This window comes from Nostoc sp. TCL26-01 (assembly GCF_013393945.1).
Taxonomy (GTDB): Bacteria; Cyanobacteriota; Cyanobacteriia; order Cyanobacteriales; family Nostocaceae; genus Trichormus.
Window position 1 is genome coordinate 3,326,672 of record NZ_CP040297.1, and the last position, 25,927, is coordinate 3,352,598.

The 25,927-nt window shown below is 41.6% G+C and carries 28 protein-coding genes; 10 read left to right on the forward strand and 18 right to left on the reverse strand.

Features of this window, described 5'->3' with window-relative positions:
• The first annotated feature begins 12 nt into the window (after positions 1-12).
• Positions 13-1,368, forward strand: coding sequence for a hypothetical protein (locus FD725_RS14390; protein ID WP_179048747.1), 1,356 nt, complete (start codon positions 13-15; stop codon positions 1,366-1,368).
• 22 nt (positions 1,369-1,390) lie between these two features.
• The gene (locus FD725_RS14395; protein WP_179048748.1) at positions 1,391-1,588 is read left to right on the forward strand and encodes a hypothetical protein; all 198 of its coding nucleotides are present in this window, start codon (positions 1,391-1,393) and stop codon (positions 1,586-1,588) included.
• A gap of 22 nt (positions 1,589-1,610) precedes the next feature.
• On the opposite strand, the gene FD725_RS14400 is transcribed toward FD725_RS14395, so the two are convergent.
• Both FD725_RS14400 and FD725_RS14405 read right to left on the reverse strand, forming a co-directional pair.
• Positions 1,611-3,152 carry a glucosaminidase domain-containing protein gene (locus FD725_RS14400; protein WP_179048749.1) on the reverse strand — a complete coding sequence of 514 codons (1,542 nt, stop codon included), beginning with the start codon at positions 3,150-3,152 and terminating at the stop codon, positions 1,611-1,613.
• A 322-nt stretch (positions 3,153-3,474) separates the two neighbouring features.
• The gene (locus tag FD725_RS14405) at positions 3,475-4,800 is read right to left on the reverse strand and encodes a sorbosone dehydrogenase family protein (protein ID WP_179048750.1); all 1,326 of its coding nucleotides are present in this window, start codon (positions 4,798-4,800) and stop codon (positions 3,475-3,477) included.
• Positions 4,801-4,983: 183 nt separating this feature from the next.
• On the opposite strand from FD725_RS14405, the gene rpsN reads away from it, so the two are divergent.
• Positions 4,984-5,286: a 30S ribosomal protein S14 gene (gene rpsN / locus FD725_RS14410; protein WP_179048751.1), complete on the forward strand. Its 303-nt coding sequence runs from the start codon at positions 4,984-4,986 to the stop codon at positions 5,284-5,286.
• Between the two features lie 74 nt (positions 5,287-5,360).
• Here the strand turns inward: rpsN and FD725_RS14415 are convergent, their stop codons facing one another.
• Positions 5,361-5,690, reverse strand: a complete 330-nt coding sequence (locus FD725_RS14415; RefSeq protein ID WP_179048752.1) for a hypothetical protein — start codon at positions 5,688-5,690, stop codon at positions 5,361-5,363.
• Between the two features lie 81 nt (positions 5,691-5,771).
• Here FD725_RS14415 and aat point away from each other — a divergent pair, with 81 nt between their 5' ends.
• Both aat and FD725_RS14425 read left to right on the forward strand, forming a co-directional pair.
• A complete protein-coding gene (gene aat / locus FD725_RS14420) occupies positions 5,772-6,347 on the forward strand; it encodes a leucyl/phenylalanyl-tRNA--protein transferase (protein ID WP_179048753.1) in 576 nt (191 codons plus the stop codon).
• A gap of 110 nt (positions 6,348-6,457) precedes the next feature.
• Positions 6,458-6,697, forward strand: coding sequence for a hypothetical protein (locus tag FD725_RS14425; protein WP_179048754.1), 240 nt, complete (start codon positions 6,458-6,460; stop codon positions 6,695-6,697).
• A gap of 270 nt (positions 6,698-6,967) precedes the next feature.
• On the opposite strand, the gene FD725_RS14430 is transcribed toward FD725_RS14425, so the two are convergent.
• The 3 genes from FD725_RS14430 to FD725_RS14440 all read right to left on the reverse strand — a co-directional run bounded on the left by FD725_RS14430 (position 6,968) and on the right by FD725_RS14440 (position 9,036).
• On the reverse strand, positions 6,968-7,411 hold the full coding sequence (locus tag FD725_RS14430) for a PIN domain-containing protein (RefSeq protein WP_179048755.1): 444 nt from the start codon (positions 7,409-7,411) through the stop codon (positions 6,968-6,970).
• A complete protein-coding gene (locus tag FD725_RS14435) occupies positions 7,411-7,701 on the reverse strand; it encodes a DUF2281 domain-containing protein (RefSeq protein WP_179048756.1) in 291 nt (96 codons plus the stop codon). The genes FD725_RS14430 and FD725_RS14435 overlap by 1 nt, the downstream gene beginning before the upstream one ends.
• 462 nt (positions 7,702-8,163) lie before the next feature.
• On the reverse strand, positions 8,164-9,036 hold the full coding sequence (locus FD725_RS14440; protein WP_179048757.1) for an S-methyl-5'-thioadenosine phosphorylase: 873 nt from the start codon (positions 9,034-9,036) through the stop codon (positions 8,164-8,166).
• A 186-nt stretch (positions 9,037-9,222) separates the two neighbouring features.
• Between FD725_RS14440 and FD725_RS14445 the strand changes: the two genes are divergently transcribed.
• Positions 9,223-9,426 (forward strand): hypothetical protein, encoded by a 204-nt coding sequence (locus tag FD725_RS14445; protein ID WP_179048758.1) that lies wholly within the window; start codon positions 9,223-9,225, stop codon positions 9,424-9,426.
• Positions 9,427-9,518: 92 nt separating this feature from the next.
• Here FD725_RS14445 and FD725_RS14450 read toward each other — a convergent pair whose 3' ends face one another.
• The 7 genes from FD725_RS14450 to FD725_RS14480 all read right to left on the reverse strand — a co-directional run bounded on the left by FD725_RS14450 (position 9,519) and on the right by FD725_RS14480 (position 17,190).
• Positions 9,519-9,812 (reverse strand): DUF2288 domain-containing protein, encoded by a 294-nt coding sequence (locus tag FD725_RS14450; protein ID WP_179048759.1) that lies wholly within the window; start codon positions 9,810-9,812, stop codon positions 9,519-9,521.
• A 354-nt stretch (positions 9,813-10,166) separates the two neighbouring features.
• On the reverse strand, positions 10,167-11,204 hold the full coding sequence (locus tag FD725_RS14455; protein ID WP_179048760.1) for an AI-2E family transporter: 1,038 nt from the start codon (positions 11,202-11,204) through the stop codon (positions 10,167-10,169).
• A 196-nt stretch (positions 11,205-11,400) separates the two neighbouring features.
• Positions 11,401-12,042: a 1-acyl-sn-glycerol-3-phosphate acyltransferase gene (locus FD725_RS14460; RefSeq protein WP_179048761.1), complete on the reverse strand. Its 642-nt coding sequence runs from the start codon at positions 12,040-12,042 to the stop codon at positions 11,401-11,403.
• Positions 12,043-12,247: 205 nt separating this feature from the next.
• Positions 12,248-13,129, reverse strand: a complete 882-nt coding sequence (gene fabD / locus FD725_RS14465; protein WP_179048762.1) for an ACP S-malonyltransferase — start codon at positions 13,127-13,129, stop codon at positions 12,248-12,250.
• A 142-nt stretch (positions 13,130-13,271) separates the two neighbouring features.
• Entirely contained in the window at positions 13,272-14,264 is a 993-nt protein-coding gene (locus tag FD725_RS14470; protein WP_179048763.1) for a beta-ketoacyl-ACP synthase 3, read from the reverse strand.
• 187 nt (positions 14,265-14,451) lie between these two features.
• Complete coding sequence (gene plsX / locus FD725_RS14475; RefSeq protein WP_179048764.1) at positions 14,452-15,480, reverse strand: phosphate acyltransferase PlsX; 1,029 nt, start codon at positions 15,478-15,480, stop codon at positions 14,452-14,454.
• A 234-nt stretch (positions 15,481-15,714) separates the two neighbouring features.
• Positions 15,715-17,190: a leucyl aminopeptidase gene (locus tag FD725_RS14480; RefSeq protein ID WP_179048765.1), complete on the reverse strand. Its 1,476-nt coding sequence runs from the start codon at positions 17,188-17,190 to the stop codon at positions 15,715-15,717.
• Positions 17,191-17,397: 207 nt separating this feature from the next.
• Here FD725_RS14480 and FD725_RS14485 point away from each other — a divergent pair, with 207 nt between their 5' ends.
• Positions 17,398-18,096: a Uma2 family endonuclease gene (locus FD725_RS14485; RefSeq protein WP_179048766.1), complete on the forward strand. Its 699-nt coding sequence runs from the start codon at positions 17,398-17,400 to the stop codon at positions 18,094-18,096.
• Between the two features lie 40 nt (positions 18,097-18,136).
• Positions 18,137-18,796 (forward strand): energy transducer TonB, encoded by a 660-nt coding sequence (locus FD725_RS14490; RefSeq protein WP_179048767.1) that lies wholly within the window; start codon positions 18,137-18,139, stop codon positions 18,794-18,796.
• A gap of 107 nt (positions 18,797-18,903) precedes the next feature.
• Here the strand turns inward: FD725_RS14490 and FD725_RS14495 are convergent, their stop codons facing one another.
• The 3 genes from FD725_RS14495 to FD725_RS14505 all read right to left on the reverse strand — a co-directional run bounded on the left by FD725_RS14495 (position 18,904) and on the right by FD725_RS14505 (position 22,695).
• Positions 18,904-19,920 (reverse strand): hypothetical protein, encoded by a 1,017-nt coding sequence (locus FD725_RS14495; RefSeq protein ID WP_372726735.1) that lies wholly within the window; start codon positions 19,918-19,920, stop codon positions 18,904-18,906.
• Between the two features lie 404 nt (positions 19,921-20,324).
• Complete coding sequence (locus FD725_RS14500; RefSeq protein WP_179048769.1) at positions 20,325-21,824, reverse strand: energy transducer TonB; 1,500 nt, start codon at positions 21,822-21,824, stop codon at positions 20,325-20,327.
• A gap of 91 nt (positions 21,825-21,915) precedes the next feature.
• Positions 21,916-22,695 (reverse strand): MBL fold metallo-hydrolase, encoded by a 780-nt coding sequence (locus FD725_RS14505; RefSeq protein ID WP_179048770.1) that lies wholly within the window; start codon positions 22,693-22,695, stop codon positions 21,916-21,918.
• A gap of 290 nt (positions 22,696-22,985) precedes the next feature.
• On the opposite strand from FD725_RS14505, the gene FD725_RS14510 reads away from it, so the two are divergent.
• Positions 22,986-23,609 carry a Uma2 family endonuclease gene (locus FD725_RS14510; RefSeq protein WP_179048771.1) on the forward strand — a complete coding sequence of 208 codons (624 nt, stop codon included), beginning with the start codon at positions 22,986-22,988 and terminating at the stop codon, positions 23,607-23,609.
• Positions 23,610-23,994: 385 nt separating this feature from the next.
• On the opposite strand, the gene FD725_RS14515 is transcribed toward FD725_RS14510, so the two are convergent.
• A complete protein-coding gene (locus FD725_RS14515; protein WP_179048772.1) occupies positions 23,995-24,273 on the reverse strand; it encodes a hypothetical protein in 279 nt (92 codons plus the stop codon).
• Positions 24,273-24,791 carry a hypothetical protein gene (locus tag FD725_RS14520; protein ID WP_179048773.1) on the reverse strand — a complete coding sequence of 173 codons (519 nt, stop codon included), beginning with the start codon at positions 24,789-24,791 and terminating at the stop codon, positions 24,273-24,275. Before FD725_RS14520 ends, FD725_RS14515 begins: the two co-directional genes overlap by 1 nt.
• 288 nt (positions 24,792-25,079) lie before the next feature.
• Here FD725_RS14520 and FD725_RS14525 point away from each other — a divergent pair, with 288 nt between their 5' ends.
• Positions 25,080-25,853: a DUF6816 family protein gene (locus FD725_RS14525; RefSeq protein ID WP_179048774.1), complete on the forward strand. Its 774-nt coding sequence runs from the start codon at positions 25,080-25,082 to the stop codon at positions 25,851-25,853.
• Positions 25,854-25,927: the final 74 nt, after the last annotated feature.

Here is a 25,927-nt window from a genome sequence, read left to right on the forward strand (position 1 = left end):
CCCAAAATGCTTATGTTACAAAAAGCTAGCACCCATCTCATTATTCCAGAACCATCAGAAGACTTGATTGTAAACGAGCCTTGGTCAATAGACTTTTATGCTGATGGCTTGATGGATGAACTTTTTGCTGATATTGACGAGATTCTGGATACAAATCTCCCCCACTTAACTAATAAGAGAGGTAGACCACTACGCCAAGCATCTCCAGTCAGTAGTGATTGGTTTCATCACCAAGGCAATCAACAAACTATAGAATATGACCATCTGCAAACACTGGATATTCCGCAGATTGTCTTGCCAAATACACTTAACCGTGTGCAAACTGTTGCCCCTGTAAGGAGCAAAGTTGGGGGTAAGGTTGTAGTTGATACTGCTGCTGTCAAAGCAGTTACCAAAGTTCGTACCAAACCCAGGCTAACTTTAGGTAAACTGTTGATGATCGGTACAACTACAGGAGTAGCGATCGCTGGTGTATTCTACATCATCCAATCTGGTTTGTTAATTCGGCTAACTGCCAAACTCACCCAACCAAACATTCAGATATCACAAGCACAATTTCTGCCTAAACCAGATGTGGAAGGAGATTTAGTTAACTATATGTTGGGAGCTATGGCAATTTTAGATCAGCAAGATGCCACAACTCAGCAGCCAGTCCGATCAGTTGCTAGTAGGGTCATTTCTCAGCCTTCATCTCTGGCTCTTAACAATAATCAAGCACCTGTGGGTAACTTGCCATCTCCCCTCATGGCTAACAATACACCACCCAGTCCTAGCCAAGGTACAAACGTCGTTGAGCGTATTTACATCCCTGTGTATCAAGCGCCATCACCAATGCGCTATGCACCACCACCGATTCCTGGTATTACCTCACCTCTACCACCAATTGCCAATAATCCTCAAGCTGGTCAATCTCAGGTAGTGAAAAATGCTTTGAATCAAACAGCACCATCGGGCAAACCTGCAACTGTGAATATGTTAGCTGGGGCTGTGCGCTCAGAACTTAAACCTGTGGCTGTACGTAATGCACCCATCAACGTGCAACAGTCACCTAACTTGCTACCGACATTGCCCGTTGTGCCATTTGGGGCTAGTTTGCCACAACAGCCGAATAGTGGTGGTGATGCAGTACCAGTAGCATCACTCACTGTTGCTTCTGCTGCACCTACTCCCACACATACTTTAGAAGGCTTACTAGAATTGGGTAACAAATCTGTGGCTTTATTTCAAGTTAATGGCGTAAGTCGGCGTGTCAACATTGGCGAAACTATTGGTTCTAGTGGTTGGACATTAGTGGAAGTCAATAACGGTGAAGCCATCGTTCGACGTAACGGTGAAGTGCGATCGATTTATGCAGGGCAGAAATTGTAATAGGAATAACGGTAGTTTTTCAATGGGTGCAACACATGATTATCAAGGGACACAAAATTTCTGTGTCCCTCCTTTAGTTGCTCATGTAGCCAAAATTCATCTGGATTATTTAATACCAATTCTCAAAAACTTGGCAACAGATGAAAACTCTGAAAACTATACACAATCTGGATTTATTAATTACGTAGCTTGCTTCTCGCCTTTGGCGAGTATTACGTAGGCGCAAGCCTTCCCATAGGGTATTACGAATTACGAATTGACATCACTGGTGGATTGATTTCAAAGTGAATATGATGATCATGTCCACTGGCAAATTTACATAACCCGGCTGTGATCAATTGACGATCATTAAAGAAAACTGCCCGGACTAATTTTTGACGACGGATAGACAAAAGAATTGCTCTAGCTGCATCTTGATCGTATTCAGAGTTAGTCCAGAAAATACCCCCAAATTTACCATCTTTTCTAGGTAAGAAGACATCGCACATCATCCCAGTTTCATGTCCTTGATGATCTGGGGTATCACCGCCATGAGGCAGACTCACATCATTGATGGCAAAATGACTAGCACCAGGATAATTCTGACGATAACTGTTTTGATAATCTTGAGCAATTTCTTTGATGACATCAGCTAACCAATGTGTACCGAAATCGTGATTATCTTGAGTTTCTGCTAGTTCTCCATTGATCAAACCATTTTGCGGTTCACTTTTTGGCATCAACACCCACTGCGGCGCATTAGCAGCTTGCAACCATTTATGAGTCATGCCATTAACATCAATTCTACCGTCAGCTTGAATGGTACTACGACCAGCAATAATCGACTGAAATAGTCGAATCGCTTCATCTAATCCTCTGTCTCGACTTGTGGTGCTGGGATCACCTACCCAGGTGTAGCCTAATTCATGTAATCTGGCTTTGACAGCTTTGACTTCATCAGGTTTGTTGACTCCACCAACTCCCACACTACCAGTCAGCTTGATCACTGGGGCTACTGATTTGCTAGATGTTGGAGACAAGACGACTTTAAACTTGATTTCTAGACTTTGATCAGCGATCGCTATTAACATTGTGCGATCGCCTGGTGTATTAAACACAAAATTAAATTGCCATTTACCATCTTGAGCAATTTTGCCACCTTCCACAGGGAAGCGATCGTCAATTAGTACTGACAAAACTTTGCCTTGATCTGCTAAACGTGCTACACCTTCCACAGTAAAAACTTGTCCTGGTGCAACTTCTTGCGGCGCACGGATGAGTTGTAACTGTTCTACTGGTGGGGAAATCTCCACTCCACCAGCATTAGTTAATAACTTTTGGGCTTCTGGTAGTAAGTTAATAACTTTGGTGACATAGTTAGGATCAGCTGAATAGCCTTTAGTCTTGAGAAAGCCAATAAAATTTTCTGGCGTATTGGTATGTTCTTCTAAACCTTTATAGGGAGTCCGTGTTAAAAACTTCCAATAACCCATCAAGAAAGCATCAATATCAGGAAACTGGCAAAACTCAACTTCCTTTGACTCTGATGGTACTTGAATTTTTAAGGGTTCAGCAAAACCTTTCATATCAGGATCTCGCCATTTCAAACCAGCAAAGTTATTAGCTTTCACAGCAAGATCACTATTACCCCTAGCCGATTCTAATAACCATTGTGCCAAAGTGACTTCTTTTAATATCTGCCGACTAATATCATTAATTTGGACAGCATCAATACCAGTTTTTGAAAATATTAACCCTAAATCTGCATGAGAATATTTGTTAGCTAAATCATCTATTAATGCCATATTTTGCTCTGCTATCAATTAGTTTCTCTAAAAATATGAGAAATTTTATCTATAACCCGCATTTCTCACAAAACGGTAGGGGCGAGTTCAGGAGATATTCGTGAATAATGGAAGCATATTTGTGAACCCGCCCCTACAGCCTCTGGACTTCGGTTTGCTCAATTTCGTGAGAAATTCGGGTATAAGGGATACTGTCTGTATTAATACAATTAATCCTGAATGTCAACTACAGATTAGCTAACGCATCATTAATCCTCATTCCTCTCCTTGTAACAACCGTTCTCGATGCCATACCCTTAACTTGGGTGCTAATTCCAGTCTCCTAACCTCCTGTGTACTGAATACGGTAAATGCGATCGTTGGCTTCTTCCGTCACCAATAGACTACCATCAGGTAGTACAAGTAACCCTACAGGCCTTCCCCAAGTGGTTGGTGCAGCAGGGTCGAGTAAAAATCCTGTGAGAAAATCTTCGTAGTAACCCTGTGGTCGTCCTTGAGTATTAAAAGGTACAAATACTACTTTATAACCAGTCCCGCGATCGCGGTTCCACGAACCTCTAAAAGCAACAAAAGCCCCATTGCGGTATTTTTGCGGAAAAGTTTGGCGATCGTAAAACTGCAAGCCCAAAGCGGCTGAATGGGACTGAAACAAGACATCTGGAGTCAGGGTACGGGCAGCTAAATCTGGGCGTTTACTTTGATTATTGGTTTTTTGTCGAGGGTCAAGATTTTTTGCTGTCAAATAAGTGTAAGGCCAGCCATAAAATTCTCCCCGGCGAATCCGTGTGAGGTAATCTGGAACCAAATCATCACCAATGCCATCCCGTTCGTTAACTGTAGTGTAGAGTTCTTTCGTGACAGGGTGAAAATCTAAACCGACGGGGTTACGTAAGCCAAAGGCAAAAGTCTGCTGTTGAGAACCGTCCAAATTCATCACCTGTACTGAAGCCCTGGGTAGTTCTTCTTCATCGACATTAGACCGAGAACCCACGGAAACATATAGTTTCTTACCATCAGGTGCAGCGACAACATTACGTGTCCAGTGTTGATTATAACCACCGCCAGGGAGGTCAGCAATTTTTGTCCCCCGCCCAGTTAATTGTTGCTGTCCTGGCTTGTAGGGGAATCGCAAAACAGCATCAGTATTACCTAAAAAGAAGGCATCACCCGCAAACGTCATCCCAAAGGGAATATTTAGTCCATTAGCTGCGCTAGCAAAAGTTTGTTTGACATCAGCTACCCCATCACCATTACTATCACGCAACAAACGAATGCGATTTTGCCTAGTTTCTGTCACCAATACATCACCACTGGGAGTCAAAGCTAGCCAACGGGGTGCATCCAAACCTTCAGCAAAAACATTCACTGTAAACCCAGATGGAACTCTCAGTACTGGTTTTTGGGGAATAGCTACAACTTGGGGAGGTTTAGCAGCGCTATCTGTAGCAAAAGGTGCTGGTAAATTTTGTAAGTTAATCCGGATGGGAGTAGGTGAAAGTGTTTCTGTGGGAATGATATTTTGCCCCTGGGTCGGATTTGGCGGCAATTGCGCAGATGTAACTCCATTATCTAAAGAGGCTCGACTCTGGTTACAACCAACTGCGCCAGTCAATAACAACAGTAGCAAGCAACACCCAGCAACTTTCATAGCAGTGTAGATACATACACAACCTTTTTAATTTAGACTGGAAATTCCATGATTGCCGCCTGTCACAAGTTTGATTTTTAATTGACCGTCTCTCATTTTTCCCAACTTAATCAATAAAATTACAGCCAACAACCCTAAGCTGAATGTAGAATGGAAAATGCTGTCTAATTGATGCAATAATTTATGGCCAAAAAGAGTATGATTGAGCGCGAAAAGAAACGCGCTAAGTTGGTAGAGAAATACGCTGCCAAGCGGGAAGCGCTCCTAGAGGAGTTCAGAACAACAGAATCTCCTTTGGATAAGTTGGAAATTCACCGCCAGATACAACAGTTACCCCGTAACAGTGCGCCTAATCGTCGTCGCAACCGTTGTTGGTTGACTGGTCGTCCTAGAGGTGTGTATCGTGACTTTGGGCTGTCTCGCAACGTTTTACGGGAATGGGCCCATGAAGGTCTTTTACCTGGAGTGGTTAAGTCTAGTTGGTAGTTTTAGTCATTGGTCATTAGTCATTAGTCATTAGTTGTTGACTCTGGACTATGGACTGTAGACTTTTGACTGATTTACTGTCCGCAACAACGGTCTATACCCAGACTTTCTAAGAGTAGATCGCTGACGGCGTTAGCGATCGCAAACTCTCCATAAAAGCTTTTGGAAAAATCAAAGGCCTGCATCTCTGTGACAATGGCAATTACCAGAGAACCCAGGTCATTCTCCCCTTCCATCCTCTGTCGCACAAAGATTTGTGCGGCGCGTTGGGCGATTTTTTGGTTGATTGCTTCGGGAATAAATTCTGCATCTAGCCATTGCCATAAACGCTCTTGCAACCATTCTCCTTCGAGTTGGGGATTGGTTGGTGGTGGTAGGGTGATAGACGGAATTGGTTGTGTCATATTGTTATTTCAACGCTGAGGAAACCTAAGAGGAGCGCTGAAGATACGTTCCTCTCATATTTTTATTTTTTAGTTTTATCTATGCAGTATGATATTGATACTATTATCCAAGGCTATGCTCAAGGCTATTTTCTCATGGCTGATGACAATAATAGCCTGGGCTGGTACGGAAGTCGCGATCGCACTCTCATTCCCCTAGATGAACGGTTTCGCTACCCTAAATCTTTACAGCGTGTCTTGAACCAAGAAAAGTTTACTGTCGCCATTAACCGAGATTTTCCGGCTGTAGTCGCTGGCTGTGCTAATCGTGAAACTACTTGGATTTCACCAGAATTAGCAGAAATTTATTACCTACTTTACCAAACAGGTTATGCCTATAGTTTTGAAACATGGCAAGGTGACGAACTAGCGGGAGGCATTTTAGGTATTGTCATTGGTGGGGCTTTTATTGGCGAGTCCATGTTCTACCAAATTCCTGATGGTTCTAAAGTAGCAATGGTTAAGTTGGTAGAAAGATTGCGCCAACAGGGATTTGTCATGTTTGATGCTCAAATGATGAATCCCCATTTAGAAAGATTTGGCGCTTACAGTATCAATGATCAAGAATATCAAACTCTACTAGAAACAGCATTGTCTAGTTCTTGTAATCTCATTTAGTTTAGCTATTTTCTCAGTAATCTTTGTACCCTTTTCTACGCTTTTAGGTGGATGAATGACTCTGTAATGGTGAGTAGAAATGAATTAAAAGCCTAAAGGAGGGTGAATTAATGACTACAGGTAATGGACATTCTCAAGAGCCAATTAGTAACTTAGAGTACGATTTTCTGACTGTATTACAAAACAAAGCTGAAGCCGTGAGAGCTTACGAGACTTACATCGAAGATGCACAAGCAGCTAATTCTCAACCTTGTGTGGAATTATTGCAAAAATTGCGGCAGTCAGAAATTGATCAAGCAAAAGAAGTTCGTCATCACCTGCAAGAAGTAATGCAAAAAGGTAAGATGTAATATCCATGAAATACCCTAAGTTTCGCTACTCTTCACTTAGGGTTTTCTATGCTTCAACTAGCTTGACTAACCCTGTCAGTCCTCAAGTCCTGATACCGTTGGGTTACTCTCCGAGAAGCCTTACGCCTACATTCTTCAACTTAACCTATACCAATTGTAGTTTTCGCTTTAACTGAACCGTATTGCTCTATACCCCATTCATTCTGACCTTCTGCTACTAGAATAAATTTGGGTAGAACTAATCGAGAGCAGGTAGATAAGGAATGGAGTTTACAGCCAAGATTCAGTAGACAATGCTCTTACTTGCTGAATTCTCTGGAAGTCGCTATCGGCTGATACAATGGTCATTCCGTGTTCTAAGGTTACAGCCGCAATCCAAAGGTCATTTTCATCAAAGCCTAGATCAGTTATTTTTGTTTTTCTCCGCTTGCTTTTCTCTTTTGGTGCAAATTGATTAAATAAAGCGGCTTTGAGTTGTCCGTAAATAGTAGCAGTAGATTCATCAATTTTGTGAATGTATATACCCGTTAGAAAACGGTGAATTAGAGTTAAGTTACTTTCCTTGCGTTGAGAACGTTTTGCCATGTCTATCAGTTCACCTTGAACGATGACACAGGTTGTAATCACAGAATTTTCCACTTCCGCAAGGCGATGAAGCACATTAGCATTACCCAGTATTGCTTGGCTACAGTGATTTGTATCTAACAAGTACATTATTCAAAGGGGTTTTCATAATCAAATTTGGCTTTGCCGCGAGTAGCATAAACTAACTCAAGACATTCTTTTAAATCATCGCCTGACCATTTACCAATTGTTTTTAAGTGTTCGAGCAGTGAGTGACCTGTAGAATTTACTGTAGTGTGAGTGGCAGAGTCTGCCATTTCCGAAATAGGCTGTGTTTGGGTTTCCTTTGTTTTTAAAAAGCGTATAAAGTCTAGCGTTTCAGCCAGAATTGTATCTGGGGTCGATTCGATTTCCAAAAGAAGTAATTCTTTGATAGTCATAGTAGGTATCTCCTATACTGAATGGGAAATTCAGGAATAGTTGCATCAGTCTTTTTCATTATCGCAATATCGGAATCCGATTTGATTTCTGTTGGCGTAGCCTGTGCTTACACAAAAAATCTAAGTATATGTAGGGTGTGTTAGGCGTAAGCCGTAATACCAATTTCCTTTAAATGTGAACAGTAGAGACGTTGCATTGCAACGTCTCTACATAATTTATGTGTATCATGATTAACGTGAAATGGTATAACGCACCAAAGACCTTGGTGGTAGGCGCGTTACGCTGTCGCTAACACACCCTACGTATCTGTTCAAAAATCAAGTAGTAATCCTATAATTTCTTTTAGCGTTACTACAATACGTTACAGACATTCAGCAAAGAGTCAGTCCAATTCAGAATTTCACCTTGCTGCCATTTCACCCAGACAGCCATGAGAAAATCTACCAATTCGCTTTTGCAACTCACAAATACTTCTGCAACAGCAACCCTAACTTTTCTTTCGTTGCCGTTGGTGCTTTCTCCAGATTCGTTAAAATAGCATACTTCAGCGCTGAATGAGCATCACTTGACGGTGGATGCTCACTTAATCGGCGCACAGTTTCTTGGATGACTTGTTGAGCGTTGACAGCATTGCGTTGGAGATTACCAATTACCATCTCTACCGTCACACTATCATGATCTGGATGCCAGCAATCGTAATCTGTCACCAGTGCTAAAGTTGCATAGGCAATTTCTGCTTCCCTGGCTAACTTGGCTTCTGGTAAATTGGTCATACCAATAACTGTTGCACCCCAACTGCGATATAGTTGCGATTCAGCCTTTGTGGAAAAAGCTGGCCCTTCCATACAGATATAAGTACCACCTTTGTGGAGAGTAACATCTGGTAAATTTAAGGAAGCGATCGCATCACTCAAAACTCCCGCTAGATTTGGGCAAATCGGCTCTCCAAAAGCAATGTGAGCCACGATACCTTCACCGAAAAATGTCGAAACTCGATTTTTGGTTCTATCAATAAACTGATCTGGTACTACCATATCTAATGGTTTGGCTGCTGCTTGTAAAGAACCAACTGCACTAGCCGAAATTAAATACTCTACACCTAATTGTTTCATGGCGTAGATATTAGCCCGAAAGGGTAATTCCGATGGCAACAGCGTATGATTACGACCATGCCTAGCTAAAAAAGCTACTTTTGTTTCATCTAATGTTCCTAGAATTAACGCATCAGAGGGCGAACCGAAGGGTGTCTGAATTTGTACTTCTTCAACATCTTTGAGCGCTGCCATTTTGTAAAGGCCGCTACCACCAATAATTCCAATCTTTGCATGAGCCATGAGCTTTAACCTGCTGCTTGCTAATCTGCTAAGTTATTTTACTGAAAAGCTGAGTATCATAGGAGGCATGAAGTTGGCAATTATTTAGCCTCTGTGATTCCGTGGGGTTACGAATGTCAGACTTTATCAGAAATTGTTATTTTGAAGGAACTTTTTTATCAAAACAATATAAAACTGAGGTTGGATATGCAAGCTACACAACCCTCAACACAAATTCCCTTAGAAACTGTATTTGAGCGCATATTTGCTTTTGGCAAAATCTCCCGCCAAGATCAGCAATTATTAATGTCAACATTGCTATCTAAACACGACTTGAATGAAAAAGAACAACAGCAAATTAACCAAGTCTTTAATTTTTTGCAAAGAGGATTAATCAAAGCTGTAGATTAAACAATTGGTGATTGGTGATTGGTAATTGGTGATTGGGTATAGCACATTAGTTATTTTTCCACATTCTCCCAGTTCCCAGTTCCCATTACCCATTACCCCACAATTTCCTGCATTAAAACATAAGGCTGGATAATGAGCGTATTAAATCGTTTTGTGCGATCGCTATTCCATATCCCTACTTGCTCAACTGAAGGTTTAGTGATGAACTGCTGATCAATCCACTTTTGGACTGAAGCAATATTATCATTAGCGATCGCTTCCCCCACATCCAATAAACTTAAATTCAGTGACACCAAAATTACTGCATCTCTCTGTAAATGAGGAATCAACCATTCCCATTCTGCCTCATCTATAGTTTCTGATAATTCGGCTCTTAAATCAGACATAATTCCTCATTTTTTATGATTATATTTTAATTTTACATTAATTATATTAGGAAATAGAGTATAGATAAGAATAAGAAGTCTAAGTCTATTTACTTGTTAATAGGGTTTTAAGCACAAGTTATACCAATTTCCTTTAAATGTGAACAGTAGAGACGTTGCATTGCAACGTCTCTACATAATTTATGTGTATCATGATTAACGTGAAATGGTATTACACCAGCAACAACCATATCCTAATCCTAAAACCACCTAATAACTAATGACCAATGACCCTTACGGGTTCGCTAGTCGCTCATGGGGGAAACCCCCAAGACCGCGCTAGCTCACTAATGACTAATGACTAATGACTAATAACTAAACCTCCGCTTTCATCTCATCTATTTCAAATAAAGAAACTATCACTCCTGTAATCGGAATAGAGATAAACACACCTAATAAACCTGCCACATTAGCACCAACCAATAATGCCATAAATACGACCACAGGATTAAGATTTAGCGCTCCTTGCATAATGCGAGGGGCAATTAAATTGTCTTGTATTTGCTGGAGGAGAATACAAGCAACTAATACTTTTAAAGCTAACCAAACATTTTGAGATAAGACAATTAGAGTAATTATGCTAACGCCCAAAGTTGCACCGATACCGGGAATTATATCTACTACGCCCACAATTACAGACAGTATAAGAGCAAAAGGTACTTGTAATAATAAGAAAACAATCAAAGTTGAACTTGTCAAAAATAAGCTTAATAATAACTGACCACGAAAAAATCCGAGAAAACTGCGTCTAATAATTTTAGTAAATTTAGTTCGATGCTGTTGCGGCACTATTTTCAGAATAAAGTTCCACAACTTTTCACCATCTAGCAACATAAAAAAGGCAACGACAGCAATTAAAATAAATGTGACAAAATTGGTTAAAAATTGCTGTAGTATAGCCAAACTCGTCACTAAAGTTGATACAGCCTGACTCCGCAATTGTTCTTGAATTACGCTTAAATCTATTTGCAGATTACGGTTGCGTAAGAATTCTTCCAGTCTTTCTAAGAAAGGTAACAAAGAAGATAAAAATACAGATATGCTATCAATTAATTGCTGTCCTTGAGATAAAACCGCTAAACCAACAGTAATTAATAATCCTCCTAAGATCACGATACTAGTGAGGAACACTAAAACAACTGCTAGACTATGGGGTAGAAAACGCTCTAGCCATTGTACAGGATAGCTGAGTAAAAAAGCCAAAATGGCCGCAAATGTAAAAATTATAATTACTGTTTGAAAGTATTCTAAAAGCTGGACAATAGCCCAACCGCTAGCAACTAACAGCAAAAAGCGGACTAGTGCCAGATTACTCAATCGCTGCCAGAAATTTTTGGCTTCAATGCCACTCATGATAATTCGTAATTCGTAATTCGTAATTCGTAATACTCTACGGGTACTCCAAAGGATAACTCGTTCGCGTAGCGTCTCCGTCAGGAGAAGAGTAGGCTTGCGTCTACGTAATACTTTAGGGAAAGTCAGGTACGTAATTTGTTATTTGTAGATTATAAAAAATCAGTAGCGATCGCCACTATCTTTGAGCAGATTTTTACCCCCGGCCTAAATCGTGCATTTCATTAATTACTCTGGCACATTTTTGTGTCACTGCTTCTAATTCATCTTTATTTGTAGAAGTGGGAGTATCAATTAAATTACCAATCCTCACAGTCAAGGGAACTGCACGGGGAAAAGACGAGCCTTTTTGCAAAATCTGCTCTGAACCCCATAAACAAACAGGTAATATCGGTGCTTTAGCTTTAGCTGCGAGTAGCGCTGCACCTCTTTTCGGGTCGCTAATTCGACCATCAGGGGTACGAGTACCTTCTAAAAATACACCCACAGCCCAGCCATGTTCTAAATATTCTAAAGCGGCACGGATAGCATTGCGATCGGCACTTCCCCGACTCACCGGGTAAGCACCATACAATTTAATCACCTGTGCTAAGACGGGAACGGCAAATAATTCCTCTTTTGCCATGTAAGCTACAGGACGACACACGCAGTTTGAGACAATTGGCGGATCAAAATAACTAGCATGATTACTCACAACTACTAAAGGGTCTGATTGGGGGACATTTTCCACACCATAAATCCGACCACGAAAATAAGCGTGCAGCATCGGACTAACAACCGACCACTTCAGAGCATTGTATAGCGCCCAACTAATTAATGGTTCACGACTTTGAGACATAAGGGATTGGGGATTGGGGGAATTGGGGATTGGGGGATTGGGGATTGGGGGATTGGGGATTAGGGGACGAGGGGACGAGGGGACGAGGGGACGAGGAGAGAATTACTACTCTTTCTCCCTATCTCCCCATCACCTTATCTCCCCAGTACCCAGTACCCAGTACCCAGTACCCAGTACCCAGTACCCAGTACCCAATCCCCAATCCCTAATTCGGTAATTCTGCCGCATTACGGACGTTGGTTAAAATTAAATCAGGGATGGTGCGTTTAATCAAACCAGTTAGCACGTTACCAGGGCCGATTTCTATGACTTTTTCAATGCTGTTGACTGGTAATTGTAGAGAAATTTCTCGCCAGCGTACTGAACCAGTTATCTGTTGACTGAGGCGTTGCTTTAAAATTGTCGCATCAACTGTTGCTACTGGTTCGACGTTGGATAAGACGGGGACTGTAGCTGGTTGAAATTCTACAGTGTCTAGAATGGTTTGGAATTCTGCTGCGGCTGTCGCCATTAGATGAGAATGAAAAGCCCCGGAAACTTTTAAGGGAATGGCACGCTTGGCTTTAACCTGAGACATGACTGTTTTGACAGCTTCTGGAGTGCCAGAAATAACTACCTGTGCTGGACTGTTATCATTTGCCAGCACTACATTAGGAGTATTGGCAATGACTGTTTCCAATTGTTCACGGTCAAAATTCATCAAGGCCGCCATCATCCCACCAACGGCGATATCCATGAGTTCAGCACGTCGCTTTACTAGATGTAATCCAGCAGACCAGTCAAAAACTCCAGCCACGTAAAGAGCAATATATTCTCCTAAACTATGACCAGCAACTAAATCTGGTTGATGTCCCCTTTCCCGGATCAGGTCAGTCAAAATACTCTCTACTACGTAAAGAATGGGTTGAGTATAAAGTGTCTGTGATAATTTTGCCTCTTCGTTTTGGCAAATTTCGGTGACAGACCAACCTAAGATTTCCCTAGCCTGGGCAAACTTTTCTTTGGCGGTTGGTATATCTAATAAATCTGTTCCCATTCCCAATGCTTGAGAACCTTGTCCGGGAAACACCCATGCAGTTTTTGTCATTTGTCAGTCGCTTCGCTCTAATTCAAAATTCGTCTTGGAAAGTTAGGCGGGACGGAAACCGACACCGCCTACTTTCCGCAAAATTCAAAATTCAAAATGAAGAATCCAATTTTTGAATTTTGCATTTTGAATTTTGAATTGACTATCTGCCCCATTGGAAAATAGCTGCACCCCAGGTTAAGCCAGCGCCAAAGCCGGATGCAGCGATAATATCGTTGGGTTTTATTTTACCTTGCCGGACGGCTTCATCTAAGGCGAGGGGAATGGAAGCGGCGGAGGTATTGCCATAATTAGCCAGATTGCTAATTACTTTGTGTTCGGGAATATTCAGACGTTGAGCTACAGTATCAAGGATGCGCTGATTTGCTTGATGTAGAAGTAGCCAGTCTATTTGGTCAACAGTTAAGTTGGCTTGGAATAGAGCTTTATCAATGATTTCTGGCACTTTTTGAGCAGCAAAGCGGTATACTTCTTTGCCATTCATGGTGATGGGTTGATAAGTGCCTTGAGTGACGTTGACGTTGGGGATGAGTTCTTGGGATGTGCCTTGATAGGACAGGTTGAGATAGTGGTTTTGAGTACCATCACTTCTCAGGGCAAAACCCAACAAGCGATCGCTTGCATTAGCTTGCAATACTACAGCCCCAGCCCCATCACCAAACAACACACAGGTGCGTCTGTCTTGCCAATCTACCCAACGAGAGAGGATATCGGCCCCAATCAAGAGTACATTCTGATATACTCCTGTTCTGATATATTGGGCTGCTGTGACTAGACCAAACACAAAACCGGAACAAGCAGCTGTTAAATCAAAGGCTACGGCTTGAGTCGCGCCTAATGCCCCTTGAATTTTACAGGCAGTGCCAAATAAGTCATCTGGGGTAGAAGTTGCCAGTAAGATTAAGTCCAGATCAGCTGGGGTGATACCCGCAGAGGCGATCGCTTGTTGACTAGCTGCTGTCGCCAGTATACTTAAAGACTCACTAGGCAACGCTAGCCGCCGTTGACGAATACCCGTTCTTGTGGTAATCCACTCATCAGAAGTCTCAACTAGTTCGGTGAGATCCTGGTTATGTAGGGAAGTTTCTGGTACTGCTGAACCACTTCCTGTAATTGCAATGCCTAAATTTTGCACTCCTAGTCCCCCAAGTCATCAGCTTTTAGTCATTAGTCGTTAGTCATTAGTCATTAGTGAGCTAGCGCGGTCTTCTCCCAAAGGGAGAGGCTAACGCCAAGGGGGTTTCCCCCATGAGCGACTAGCGAACCCGTAAGGGTCATTAGTCATTAGTTACTGGTGACTAACAACTCGCTTTGACTGATGGCTAATCGCTGCTACTGCTGCGTAATATTTCATACTGAGATTGCAGTTGTTCCATCACTTGATTGTCTACAGCTTCTTTGGCCATGCGAATGGCGTTAAAAACTGAAGGTGCTTGAGAACTACCATGACCAATCAAACACACTCCTGACACTCCCAATAGCAAAGCACCGCCGTGTTCTGCATGATCCATACGCTGCTTAATTCGCTTCAGGTTGGGTCTTAAAATTGCTGTGCCGATTTGACCGTGTAATCCCTGGGGTAATTCTTCGCGTAAGATTTGCAGAATCACACCACCGATCGCTTCGGCAAATTTGAGTAAAATATTACCCACGAAGCCATCACAGACAATGACATCAAACTCCCCAGACAGCACATCCCGCCCTTCTGCGTTACCAATAAAAGTAATGTGAGTATTTTCTCGCAGAAGTTCGTGTGTCCGCAGGGCTAATTCATTACCTTTGGTGTCTTCTTCACCAATATTCAACAAACCTACCTTGGGTGCTTCTGTCCCTAAAACAAACTGACTGTATATCGAACCCATCACAGCAAACTGTTCTAAAAACTTGGGACGGCAGTCTACATTTGCGCCGACATCAAGTATCAGTACTGGTTTGCCAGCTTTAATTGTTGGAAAAACTGTGCCAATTGCCGGACGATCAATTCCCGGCAACCTTCCCAAACGCAACAGTGCTGATGCCATCGCTGCCCCAGAATGGCCGGCAGAAAATACCGCATCAGCTTGCTGCTGCTTCACCAAATCCATCGCTACATTAATAGAAGCCTTGCGTTTGCGTCTTACTGCATTTAAAGGCTCTTCATCCATGGCGATCGCATCCTCAGCAGGAACGATCTCTACCTGCTCCAAATTAGTTTTTGGAGGCATGGCAGCTGCAATCTGTTGGGGATCACCTACCAACAATACTTTTACACCCAATTCTTCGCTTGCTCGCACTGCGCCAGCAACGATTTCTCCGGGTGCATGATCCCCTCCCATTGCGTCAATTGCTATCCGTACGCAAGTCGATCCCATTGCTCAAAGCTTCTAGAAACCTTACAAATTTTACCAGATGGCTTGGCGGAAAAATCTTAACTTTCCCAATACCACATTATTCTTGTCACTATTGCAACAGGCTTTAGCGGCAAGCCCAAGATAGCATAAATTGAGTGATGAGTGGGGGATGGGGAGAGGGGGGATGGGGAGATAGGGAGATTGGGGGGAAAGAACCTATATAAGTATTTTCTCCTTGTCCCCTTGTCCCTACTCTCAACTACTCAGTACCCAATCAACCAACAACCGCACACCGTAACCAGTCGCCCCAGCGCTGTTGTAGCCGTTGTCTTTGTCTGTCCACACGGGGCCGGCTATATCTAGGTGCGCCCAATTTGTATCTTTGACAAACTGCTTGAGGAATAATGCCGCAGTAATGGAACCACCAGGACGCGGCCCGGTATTTTTCATATCGGCAATGCCTGATTTCAATCCTTCAAAATATTTTTCTTCTAAAGGCATCCGCCAAATTTTCTCTCCAGAAGCTTCGGCGGCTTGTTCTAATTGCTTGGCTAAAACATCATCGGGGGTGTATAGACCGGCAATGTCATCACCCAAAGCAATGACGTTTGCACCGGTGAGGGTGGCTAAATCGACAATGGCATCTAACCCTAGTTTGTCGGCAAAAACTAAGGCATCTGCCAGAGTTAAACGCCCTTCAGCGTCGGTATTATTAACTTCGATTGTTTTGCCATTAGATGCTTTTAAGATGTCTCCTGGGTGCATGGCGTGACCGCTAATCATATTTTCCGTCGCCGCCGAGATGAAGTGAACTTCCGTATCTGGCTTGATTTGAGCGATCGCTTTTGCTGCACCCAAGGTGGCAGCTGCACCACCCATATCAATTTTCATGGTTTCGATACCGCTACCAGCACCTTTGATATTCAGTCCACCGGAGTCAAAGGTTAAACCTTTACCGATAATTGCTAATTTGCGTTTGGGTGTGCCTTCTGGCTTATAAGTGAGGTGAATAAATTTTGGTGGCAAATCAGAAGCTTGGGCAACTCCTAAAAAAGCTCCCATACCTAATTTTTCACATTCTTCTCGCTCTAGGATTTCCAATTGCAAACCATGTTCATTAGCAATTTGTTGAGCAGTTTCCGCTAAAGTAATTGGTGTGACGCTGTTGGCTGGTGCTGCTACCAATTCTCTAGCCAAAATTACACCCGATACAATTTGATTAGCCCGGTTGATTGCCGCTTCTTGTCCGGCAAAACCCAGCAATTCTATCGTTTTTAATTGAGAACCTTTATCTTCTGGCTCTGATTTAAAGCGATTGTCTTGGTAGATGGCTAATTGTACACCTTCAGCGATCGCCTGGGCTGATGCTGTGGGGTCGTCGTTCCATAAGGGAAAGTTGAACCCTAAAACTTTACTTTTTTGTTTCTTAGCGACTCTACCTACAGCCGCCGCCGCCCTTCTTAAAGATTCGATTTTCCAAGCTTCGGGTTTGCCCAAACCTACCAAAATTAGTTTGCGTATTGGGCTATTCCCACTAACACGGGTAAAAATTGTAGTGTTAGCTTTACCTGTAAATTCTTCCTCCGCAATTAGTTCCTGCAAAACACCAGAAAACTTTTCATTCAAAGTTGCCAGTTCGCCAGTTAACTCTACTGCATCTTCAAATAATCCAATCGCTAAACTATCGCCCGCCCACTCTAGCAAAGGCTTATCACTCAATTGAATTGCCATGTTGGGATTTCATCTAACTATTCGTTCTTGTACCAGTATTGCTCAAAAATTAAGTTTCAGGATGAGGGAGTGGGGAGTGCTGAGTGCTGAGTGAGGGAGTGAGGGAGTGAGGGAGTGCTGACTAATGACCATTGACTATTGACTATTGACCAATGACTATTGACCATATAATTAAAATTATCTGCAAACCTTCTGTGTGGCATCACTATGACCCCAGCCTTATCCCCAAATCAACGGGCAGAAGTGTTCTATCCCAGTTCTGATGGTGAACCTTTGGCAGAAAGCTATGCCCATTTGTGTGTGATACTGGCGACGCTGGAAATTCTCCGCCAGTATTTAGTAGGACAACAAGCAACAGTCCTCGCTAATCAGTATCTCTACTACGCTCAAGGTTTTCCCAAGTTGCGAGTCGCCCCTGATATGATGGTGATTTTTAACGTCGCTCCTGGTGGTCGAGATAACTATAAAGTGTGGGAGGAAGGTGAGGTTCCATCTGTGATTTTTGAGATGACTTCGGCTGGAACAAAAAATCACGATCAGGAATTTAAGAAGACGTTGTACGAGCAACTTGGTGTCAAAGAATACTGGCTATTTGATCCCAGAGGCGAATGGATTAAGGAGCAGTTGCAGGGTTATAGGTTGCGGCGAGAAATGTATGAATTGATTACGGATAATCGCAGTGAAGTTTTGGGGTTGCGGTTACAGGTAGAAGGAGACTTGATCGGTTTTTACCGAGAAGATACGGGAGAAAAATTGCTGAATCCCACAGAACAGGCACAAGCCCTACGAGAAGCGCAACAGAGGATAGATGTAGAAGCCCAAGCTAGAGAGCAAGCAGAACAGCAGGTAGAACAATTAAAGCAACGTTTGCGATCGCTTGGCGTTGATCCTGAGCAAGTCGGGTGAGAAACAGTTAATTTTAACTATCGTTTAGGTAGGAGAAAATATGAGTTTTTCTAGCATTGCTGTTAGTTTTATTGTAGCTTACAGTACAGTTAGCCCACCTATTTTGCATCATGCTACAACGTTTTCAGACTCAGGCAACTTTTTGATGCAAATACCGAAAACAACTAAAAAACTTGAGCAGATTAAACAACTGCAATCGAATCCTCCAAGTTCTCCACAGTCTCAAACTGAAGAATCTCCTAGTCAAAAATTAACTCGGTGTTTGAGAAGAATTAGAAATTCTCAATCCCGTCAAAATAGTGGGGTTAATTCTTCACAACCAAGAATTAACACTCAACTAAGACGACGGCAGAGGGAAGTGATAACAACATCACCAAAACCGTCAAGTCTCAACATCTTAAATAATAGTCGTGCAGCTTGCCAAAATTGCTATGTTCAGTATCCAGTCTTAGCAAGGCAACGAGGGATAGAAGGTAGAGTAGAAATAGCTGTTGATACTGATGCTCAAGGTAATGTCATTAAAGCCCGCATTATCCGTTCCAGTGGAAATTCCATATTAGATAAGGAAACCTTGAGGCAAGCCTGGAACTGGAAGTTAAAACCTGCATCTGATAGTAGACAAGAGGTAAAGATAGCCACCGAATATATTATAGCAGGCTCATGTCGTCATCAAGATTTACAAGAACGGAAACCTTCCTAACTTTCTATTGGTAAAATTATCTAATTGAAGTTAGAGAAAATTATCTTTTAGTAACAGCTTCAGCCCTTTTCTTAGCACTAAATTCCTGACTACAAACATGGAATTATTTACACCGTTCTACTTACATCAATTGCAAATTTACTGGCGATCGCCTTCATAATTTCTTGCTCTTTTGGTGTAACCTGATGATCAAGCTGGGCGATGGTTTGGCATTGGGCTAGTAGGGGTACGGCAAAATCACGATTGAGTTGGTTGAGTAGTTGCTCTAACGGTTGGGGTGATTTGATATTTTGTGAGATTACTTCCAAGGATGCAGGACTTAAATTCACTGCTTGGAGTTCGGGAATAATTTCTGCCCAAGTTTTTTCTGGATGACTGGCGAGGATCATATGAACTAATATTTGATCCATGATGGCTTTTTGGGCGATCGCTGTTTCTAAATATTTTTCACTCTCGGCTTTTAAGTTTGCCAGTGTTTCTGGAGAATTTAAGGGAGTTGCTGCGTCTAATTTCGCTTCATAAAACCGACAAGCTGCGTATCCTAAAGAATAACTCATGGCGGCATTGGAACTAGCGGCGATCGCTGCACCTGCAAAGGGTACATTCCTTAATAAAGCTAATCCTGCTGCTTTGAGGAGGCGATTACCACCCAACCCTAAACCAAAAATTGTTAAAAGTTCCCCTTTTCTAGCTGGATCTTTGGCATCAAGACCATAAGCAACCGCAATCTCATACAGCATTTCTGTTTGCAATTTTAATGTGGCGGCTAAATCAACTGCTAACAAAGCTGCGGCGACTCCCGGCAAAATACTACTTGCTAACCCAACACCACCAGATTGGGCTGCTTTTTCCAGCATAATTCGGTGAGCAATTTGCTGAGGTGATTCTTGGGGATATTTCTGTTTGAGATTATTAACTATTGCCTCTAATTTCTCTATATCTACATTATCAGTTGCCCCAATCAACCAATTCAGATTGAGAAACCCTGATAGCTTTCTAATCAGCCAATTTTGACTTAAGTTATCAATAACTTTGCCTGTAATTTGCGTCCCTTGTTCAAACAAATTCTGTGTTTGCTTGGCTGTTGCTGCACCAACTCCCACCAATGCGTCTAAAGCTTCCATAACAGATAGCTTATGATTTTTTTCTGTTCCTGTGATTTTATTAGATGAATTAAATGATTCGTTATTTTTGGATGGAGTTTTATCTGACATTTTTGATCAATATACTCAATTAGATATCTATATTTAGTTATAGTAGAATGCTATAACTTCTGACATCTCCCAATTAGTATAAGTTAGCATATAGGAATCCGATTTGATGACTGTTAGCGCGGCTTGGCGCAGCCTAATAATTTGTGTAGGTAGGCAATAGGGAATAGGCTATAGGCACTCTTGTAAGAAGTTCCTTGACGGGTACTGATTTTTTTGTGTAAGCACAGGCTACGCCAACAAAAATCAAATAATAGTTCTATTTTTCCATATTCATTCCTCAAAACTCCACTCGTTTTTGAGTGGAGTTTTCATATTTATTCCTGAGTTGTAGGTGCAGGTTGTGACTGGGATGATTGACGTAAACTACGTAAAGTTGCCCGTAACTTGTTTTGGCTAGAGGATGCACTATTTTCTCTACGTCGTCGCCGATTTGTATTCTGAGATCCAGGATTATTTGCGGTTTGCTCGCGTCTAAGTCGGCGTAAAGACTCTCTTACATTTCCTCTTCTGGTAACTGATGAGTTGACATTTGTGCTTTGTTGTGGATTAGAAGTTAGTTCGGTTGTTAATGTGCGTCTGCGTCTAACTCTGGTTTCGTTAGAGGTATCAGTGGAAACATTATTACTAGTAGAAGTTAGCAAGCGTCTCTGTCTAGGAGCTTCTTGTGTATTGTTAGTATTGGCTGTTGTCTGCTGGTTGTTCTCTTCGGTTTCTCTTTGTCGCTTACGTTCTTGGACTTGACGATATCGTCGTGAACCTTGGAGAGCGAATTCAGTAGCGATCGCCACGCCTTGTCTACCACCATCGACAGGTTTTAATTTCCAGTTACGTGCTTGTCTGGCGGTTTCTTCGTCTAATTCTCGATTGCCACTGGATTTGGCAATTCTGACATTAGTAACATTACCTTGGGCATCAGTATCAACGGCAACCTCGACTCTACCTTCCACACGTTGCCGTTTAGCCGATTCTGGATACTTAACATTACATTCACGGCAAGCTGCACGACCATTTACTGATCTGTTGGGATTGGATTCAGTAGTGATTTTTGGGGGTGTTGGTGCGGTGGCTACAGTTGAAGTATTTCCCGAACCACTGCCAATACCATTACCGCTACCAGAACCTATGCCATTCCCGGAACCACTGCCAATACCATTACCGCTACCAGAACCTATGCCATTACCGGAACCATTGCCTATGCCATTACCACCGGGAGAACCTATACCAAGACCAGAACTAGTTGAGATATTTTCTTGACTACTGGAAGAATTTCTCAAGCCGCTTAAAAGTTTTCTTAAATTATCACTACTTTGATTTGGGGAATTAGTTGTTGGTGATTGTGGTTGGGTAGCAACTTCTTGGGATAGCTCATTGACTGGCTGCGTTTTTTCAACTATGTTTTTTTCCGGTTGCTGTGGCACTTGAGGAGCTTTAAAGCGTTCTACCAACTTCTGCACAGGTGGCTCTTGTTTCGTAACCTGTGGCTTGGGTGCGATACTCCTCAAGGGAGTGGCTGTCGCCAACGCAATTTCACTAATAGAGCCACCACCACCACCGCCACCACTGACGCTGGGAGGTTTTTCTGCTGCCAAAATTTCTTTAGGTGGTTTTTCCGCTTCTTCCGTTACCGGATCAGCGATCGCTATTTCTATTGATTGATCTTCCCCTTGTGGCACTCGTATCAGTAAATTAGCCAACCCGGAAGACAACAGGCCAAGATGCAAGACCATTGAGCCAACCAGACTGTAAGTTAAAAAAGACTTAAGAGTCTTAATTTCTTTGGAACGCTGCTCGACATTGTAGCCGGAAAATGTCATAGCTTATTGCTACCTATTCTCACTAACTTAGACATATTAGAATAGGACTTGGCAAATACGCAAGTAAAAAATAAATTTTCTGGCCAACTGACTAAACAGCAAATGTCCGCTTTTCTAGTAATAATTCTAGGCGATCGCCTGGATTGGGTTCCCACACCTGTGTAGAGAGATTGTGTTTCGCCAGTGATAAACGCACATCTGCAACACTTCCTTCTACATTGATCAAGTTTGCTATTAACCCCGTAAATCTCACATCTCCCCCAGCTGCTGTAGGTAAGATAACTTGCGGTTCTAACCACTGTGCCAGTTCTAATACACTTTGATTACCTTTAATAATTGCCCCTACCAAAGGTAAACTCAAGTTAACAATCGGTGTAATCACAACATCAACTGGTGCATACAGTTTTAACTGTGGCGAATGATAACCGTGGGGTTCGTAGTAAACGGTTAAACCAGTGGTCAGTTCTTTGAGAAGATAACTATTCTCTATCAGAGTCGGGCCAATAGGAGAACCAGGAAAAGCTCTAAATTCTACTTGATGATTGAGCTGAAAACTTTCACCATGAGCTAAAGTTGTCACATCTGTGTAACCCAAAGCTTTAGCTACTTTTGCCGCATTAGGAGAAGCGACAACTGGGATATTATGGTCTAGTTGCTTGAGCGTTGGTGGATGAGCGTGGTCTTCTAAACCTTGAGATAGCAAAATTAAATCAATATTCTCCGGGATGGGACACTCTTTTAGGCGATCGCCTTTAAACAACCAGTCTAAATTAGCAAATACTAACGAATCAACTAGCCAAGGGTCAATCAGTATCCGTTGGTTACTCAGTTCCAACAGCCAACTGTTGTTGTCCAACCAAGTTAAGTACATAGCCAAAAGAAGATAACATTTATCTTCATTGTGACACCAGAGTTAAGAGTATTGAGCGAATATAATTTAATCCAGCACTAAAATCAGCTATAAGACTCATATTTGATTTTTGTTGATATAGCCTGCGCTGACCCATACAAAACTCAGTATATATTCATTTTCTAGAACCCTATTGCCTTTCATTAAATTGAGTGAGGAAGTGAGGGAGTAAATAATTTGACTGTTGACTAATGACTAATGACTAATGTCTGACTACGCAAATCACTTTAGTAATCAAAGCAGATTCTCATATGACACAATCTCTACAAAAACTATTCACATTTGATGAATTTTTAGAGTTTTTAGAAACACAACCCGAAAATATTCGCTACGAATTATATGATGGAGAAATTATCCAAATGCCTTTACCGACTGGCGACCATGAAGAAATTATTGCGTTTTTAGTAAAAATATTCATGGTCGAATGTCACCGTCTTAAGCTTAATTACGGTATTCCAAAAACTGTACTAGTAAAACCAGAAAATAAAAAATCTGGTTATTTTCCAGATATCCCTTTATTAAATTTACCTAATTTAATAAATGAACCACAATGGAAAAAAGAGTCTATTGTAACTCAATCTGAATCAATACCATTAGTAATAGAAGTAGTCAGTACTAACTGGAGAGATGATTATTACAAAAAGTTTGCTGATTATGAGGAAATGGGTATTAAAGAGTATTGGATCGTGGATTATGCAGCATTGGCTAGCAAAGTGTTAATAGGCGACCCCAAACAGCCCACAATCACAGTTTACTCTTTAACTGATGATGGTGAATACAGTCGTAAACAGTTTAAAGGTAATGACTGTATAGAGTCATCAACATTTCCCGAATTAAATTTAACTGCTCAACAAATTTTTTCAGCAAGTTATTAATTGCAGTAGAGATTCTTATTTTTAAAAGTTTTGGGCGAATATAATTCGCTACTACACAAACCAAGTCTGCTTGCGCGGACTAAGTAAAATTAAGGATTTCCAACCTACGGAGGTGGTTTTGCCTGTGTAGCCAAGCCACTACTTTGGGCGGGTTTCCCAACTTGTAGCAAGTGGCGCGCGATTTCTAATCGCCGGATCTGATGTTAGAGGACGTTTGAAAAGTCTGTTTCTTTGTCATGTTGAATGCAGCGTAGCGGAATGAAACATCTCGGTATGTGCCACAAAACCTAGATTCTTCCTGACACTCCGCTCCAGTCAGAATGACATTTTTATACCTACTGAAACTTTTCAAACACCCTCTTAATTTAGACTTTTCAAACATCCTCTAAAAATACTGTTGATAGTACGCTTCTATCGCACCTACAGCTGTTAGTAATGGTGAATTTAATGGCTCAATCCAATCAGCAACTTCACGAGCCAATCCCAGAGTTAAGTTGCCGCCTGATGGTTCAAGCTGACCCATTAATACTTGATTTCTCAGAGATTGCAGTACATTGATTAAATTGCTTAAACGCTCTGAATTGCCAGAATTATTGAGTATATTTTCCGCAATACTAACTGCTTGGTCGATTAGTTTGATCAACTCTTCTGTTTTATTTTCCATTAGTTTTGTGGACAAACAAATTCTTGGACAGTGATATTTTTACCTTGAGACCATTTAATATTGGGATCTTTGGAATCTTGAATAAAAGTCTGTTGTCCACCCCCCGGATAACATTGTGCCGGAGTTTGTGGAGCTACAATCCCTTGATAAACTGTTGTTCCTGCTGGCAAAGTTACTTTGAGTCTAATAGTTGCTTTGTTACCCCATGCTTGGTTCAAAGCTAAATTTCTGATAACGTCTACATTGTTTTTATATTTATCAGTTGTCAGATATCGACCATATTTATTCTGATCACTACTATAGTAGCGATAAAAAGTTTTTGGTTGGTTGAGTTTGACTGCTTCACATTTTGAATCGAGAAACGTCACAGCAATATCAGCAGGGAGAGGGCATAAAGTAGCCACCTCTTGAGCTAATACTTGTGATGAATTGAATAGAGGAATTGATAAGGAATTAACTAAAAATAAATTACTGACGACACTAAGACCAATACCGACTGATGCTGAATGAAATTTCATAGTAGTGCTTCCTCAAAAATTTTTGTCAATATATTCGCAAAGAAAAAGTGAAGATGCAATAGCAGATAAGACATTTAAACAAAAACTTACAAAAAGATATAGAATTCTGCACTACTTAATCACAACCCATTGGCTGAAACGCAAAGGTTATTTATAAAGTAAAAAAATAAAATTTCTGTAGTGGCGCGATCGGGCTAAAATAGTTCATCAGTAGGTTGAATTACGCAAAGCCTCCAACCAACGTACTAATGCACTTTAAAGAACTAGGTATCAATGTGATTGTGAAGTATGCAAGTAATCTGGAGTTTTTGCTTAAGCGTTATCTTGATTTTAGGCTGGAGTAATAACGCCATAGCAGGTGAGTTATCTGCACGCTTGGCTAATTTTCCCCAGTGGGAAAAGTTAACTTCTGTGCAACCAGCCAAGGGAGATTTGGTTTACCCTGAATGGATGGCGGGAACTTGGCAAGTAACGAGTACTTTAGTAGATTTAGCTGCACCTTTAGCACCAGATATTGTCACACCAGGATTTGCAGGGAATCGCCGACAATTAAATCAACCTGTGAGTTTTACAGTCCGGTTTGTCAAAGAGAAGTTACCTAATGTTAGCTTAAAAATCATTCCTAAGATAGATACTAATTCCCCATTTTTGGTAGCGGATAGAGCCTTTAACAGCTTGAATTTAGCTAGGGCTTATTTAGGCAATGAAGCTGTGTTATCTGTAAAAATAGATCCAGATTCACCAAATCGGCAAATTACATTTTTACGTGGTGAACGGCAATTGGTTTCCATAGTCACAGCTAGGGCTACAGAAACCACATCGGAGGGGAAATACATCACTACGGAAGTTTTTCAACAATTATTTAAAGGCGGTTCGGTTCCTTACTTAAATTCAGTTGAATCTACTACCGCTTACCATAAATTGTCTACATTATCTCCAGCTATTGAAGCAGATCAAGTTACTGCTGTCTACCTTTCACCCCAAGATCCAGATTACTTTACCGCAGGTTCTCGCCCAGTAGCACTTTATCGCTATCGTCTAGAATTTTTCCCGCCAAACTAATCAATTATCTACTCAACTCACCCGAATGGGTGATTTAATAATTAGGCTATTGACTACAATTGTAATGCTTGTGT

Coding starts and splice junctions, on each gene's coding strand:
- FD725_RS14390 (WP_179048747.1), top strand. CDS start 13: ATGTTACAAAAAGCTAGCACCCATCTCATTATTCCAGAACCATCAGAA.
- FD725_RS14395 (WP_179048748.1), top strand. CDS start 1,391: ATGGGTGCAACACATGATTATCAAGGGACACAAAATTTCTGTGTCCCT.
- FD725_RS14400 (WP_179048749.1), bottom strand. CDS start 3,152: ATGGCATTAATAGATGATTTAGCTAACAAATATTCTCATGCAGATTTA.
- FD725_RS14405 (WP_179048750.1), bottom strand. CDS start 4,800: ATGAAAGTTGCTGGGTGTTGCTTGCTACTGTTGTTATTGACTGGCGCA.
- rpsN (WP_179048751.1), top strand. CDS start 4,984: ATGGCCAAAAAGAGTATGATTGAGCGCGAAAAGAAACGCGCTAAGTTG.
- FD725_RS14415 (WP_179048752.1), bottom strand. CDS start 5,690: ATGACACAACCAATTCCGTCTATCACCCTACCACCACCAACCAATCCC.
- aat (WP_179048753.1), top strand. CDS start 5,772: ATGCAGTATGATATTGATACTATTATCCAAGGCTATGCTCAAGGCTAT.
- FD725_RS14425 (WP_179048754.1), top strand. CDS start 6,458: ATGACTACAGGTAATGGACATTCTCAAGAGCCAATTAGTAACTTAGAG.
- FD725_RS14430 (WP_179048755.1), bottom strand. CDS start 7,411: ATGTACTTGTTAGATACAAATCACTGTAGCCAAGCAATACTGGGTAAT.
- FD725_RS14435 (WP_179048756.1), bottom strand. CDS start 7,701: ATGACTATCAAAGAATTACTTCTTTTGGAAATCGAATCGACCCCAGAT.
- FD725_RS14440 (WP_179048757.1), bottom strand. CDS start 9,036: ATGGCTCATGCAAAGATTGGAATTATTGGTGGTAGCGGCCTTTACAAA.
- FD725_RS14445 (WP_179048758.1), top strand. CDS start 9,223: ATGCAAGCTACACAACCCTCAACACAAATTCCCTTAGAAACTGTATTT.
- FD725_RS14450 (WP_179048759.1), bottom strand. CDS start 9,812: ATGTCTGATTTAAGAGCCGAATTATCAGAAACTATAGATGAGGCAGAA.
- FD725_RS14455 (WP_179048760.1), bottom strand. CDS start 11,204: ATGAGTGGCATTGAAGCCAAAAATTTCTGGCAGCGATTGAGTAATCTG.
- FD725_RS14460 (WP_179048761.1), bottom strand. CDS start 12,042: ATGTCTCAAAGTCGTGAACCATTAATTAGTTGGGCGCTATACAATGCT.
- fabD (WP_179048762.1), bottom strand. CDS start 13,129: ATGACAAAAACTGCATGGGTGTTTCCCGGACAAGGTTCTCAAGCATTG.
- plsX (WP_179048764.1), bottom strand. CDS start 15,480: ATGGGATCGACTTGCGTACGGATAGCAATTGACGCAATGGGAGGGGAT.
- FD725_RS14480 (WP_179048765.1), bottom strand. CDS start 17,190: ATGGCAATTCAATTGAGTGATAAGCCTTTGCTAGAGTGGGCGGGCGAT.
- FD725_RS14485 (WP_179048766.1), top strand. CDS start 17,398: ATGACCCCAGCCTTATCCCCAAATCAACGGGCAGAAGTGTTCTATCCC.
- FD725_RS14490 (WP_179048767.1), top strand. CDS start 18,137: ATGAGTTTTTCTAGCATTGCTGTTAGTTTTATTGTAGCTTACAGTACA.
- FD725_RS14495 (WP_372726735.1), bottom strand. CDS start 19,920: ATGGAAGCTTTAGACGCATTGGTGGGAGTTGGTGCAGCAACAGCCAAG.
- FD725_RS14500 (WP_179048769.1), bottom strand. CDS start 21,824: ATGACATTTTCCGGCTACAATGTCGAGCAGCGTTCCAAAGAAATTAAG.
- FD725_RS14505 (WP_179048770.1), bottom strand. CDS start 22,695: ATGTACTTAACTTGGTTGGACAACAACAGTTGGCTGTTGGAACTGAGT.
- FD725_RS14510 (WP_179048771.1), top strand. CDS start 22,986: ATGACACAATCTCTACAAAAACTATTCACATTTGATGAATTTTTAGAG.
- FD725_RS14515 (WP_179048772.1), bottom strand. CDS start 24,273: ATGGAAAATAAAACAGAAGAGTTGATCAAACTAATCGACCAAGCAGTT.
- FD725_RS14520 (WP_179048773.1), bottom strand. CDS start 24,791: ATGAAATTTCATTCAGCATCAGTCGGTATTGGTCTTAGTGTCGTCAGT.
- FD725_RS14525 (WP_179048774.1), top strand. CDS start 25,080: ATGCAAGTAATCTGGAGTTTTTGCTTAAGCGTTATCTTGATTTTAGGC.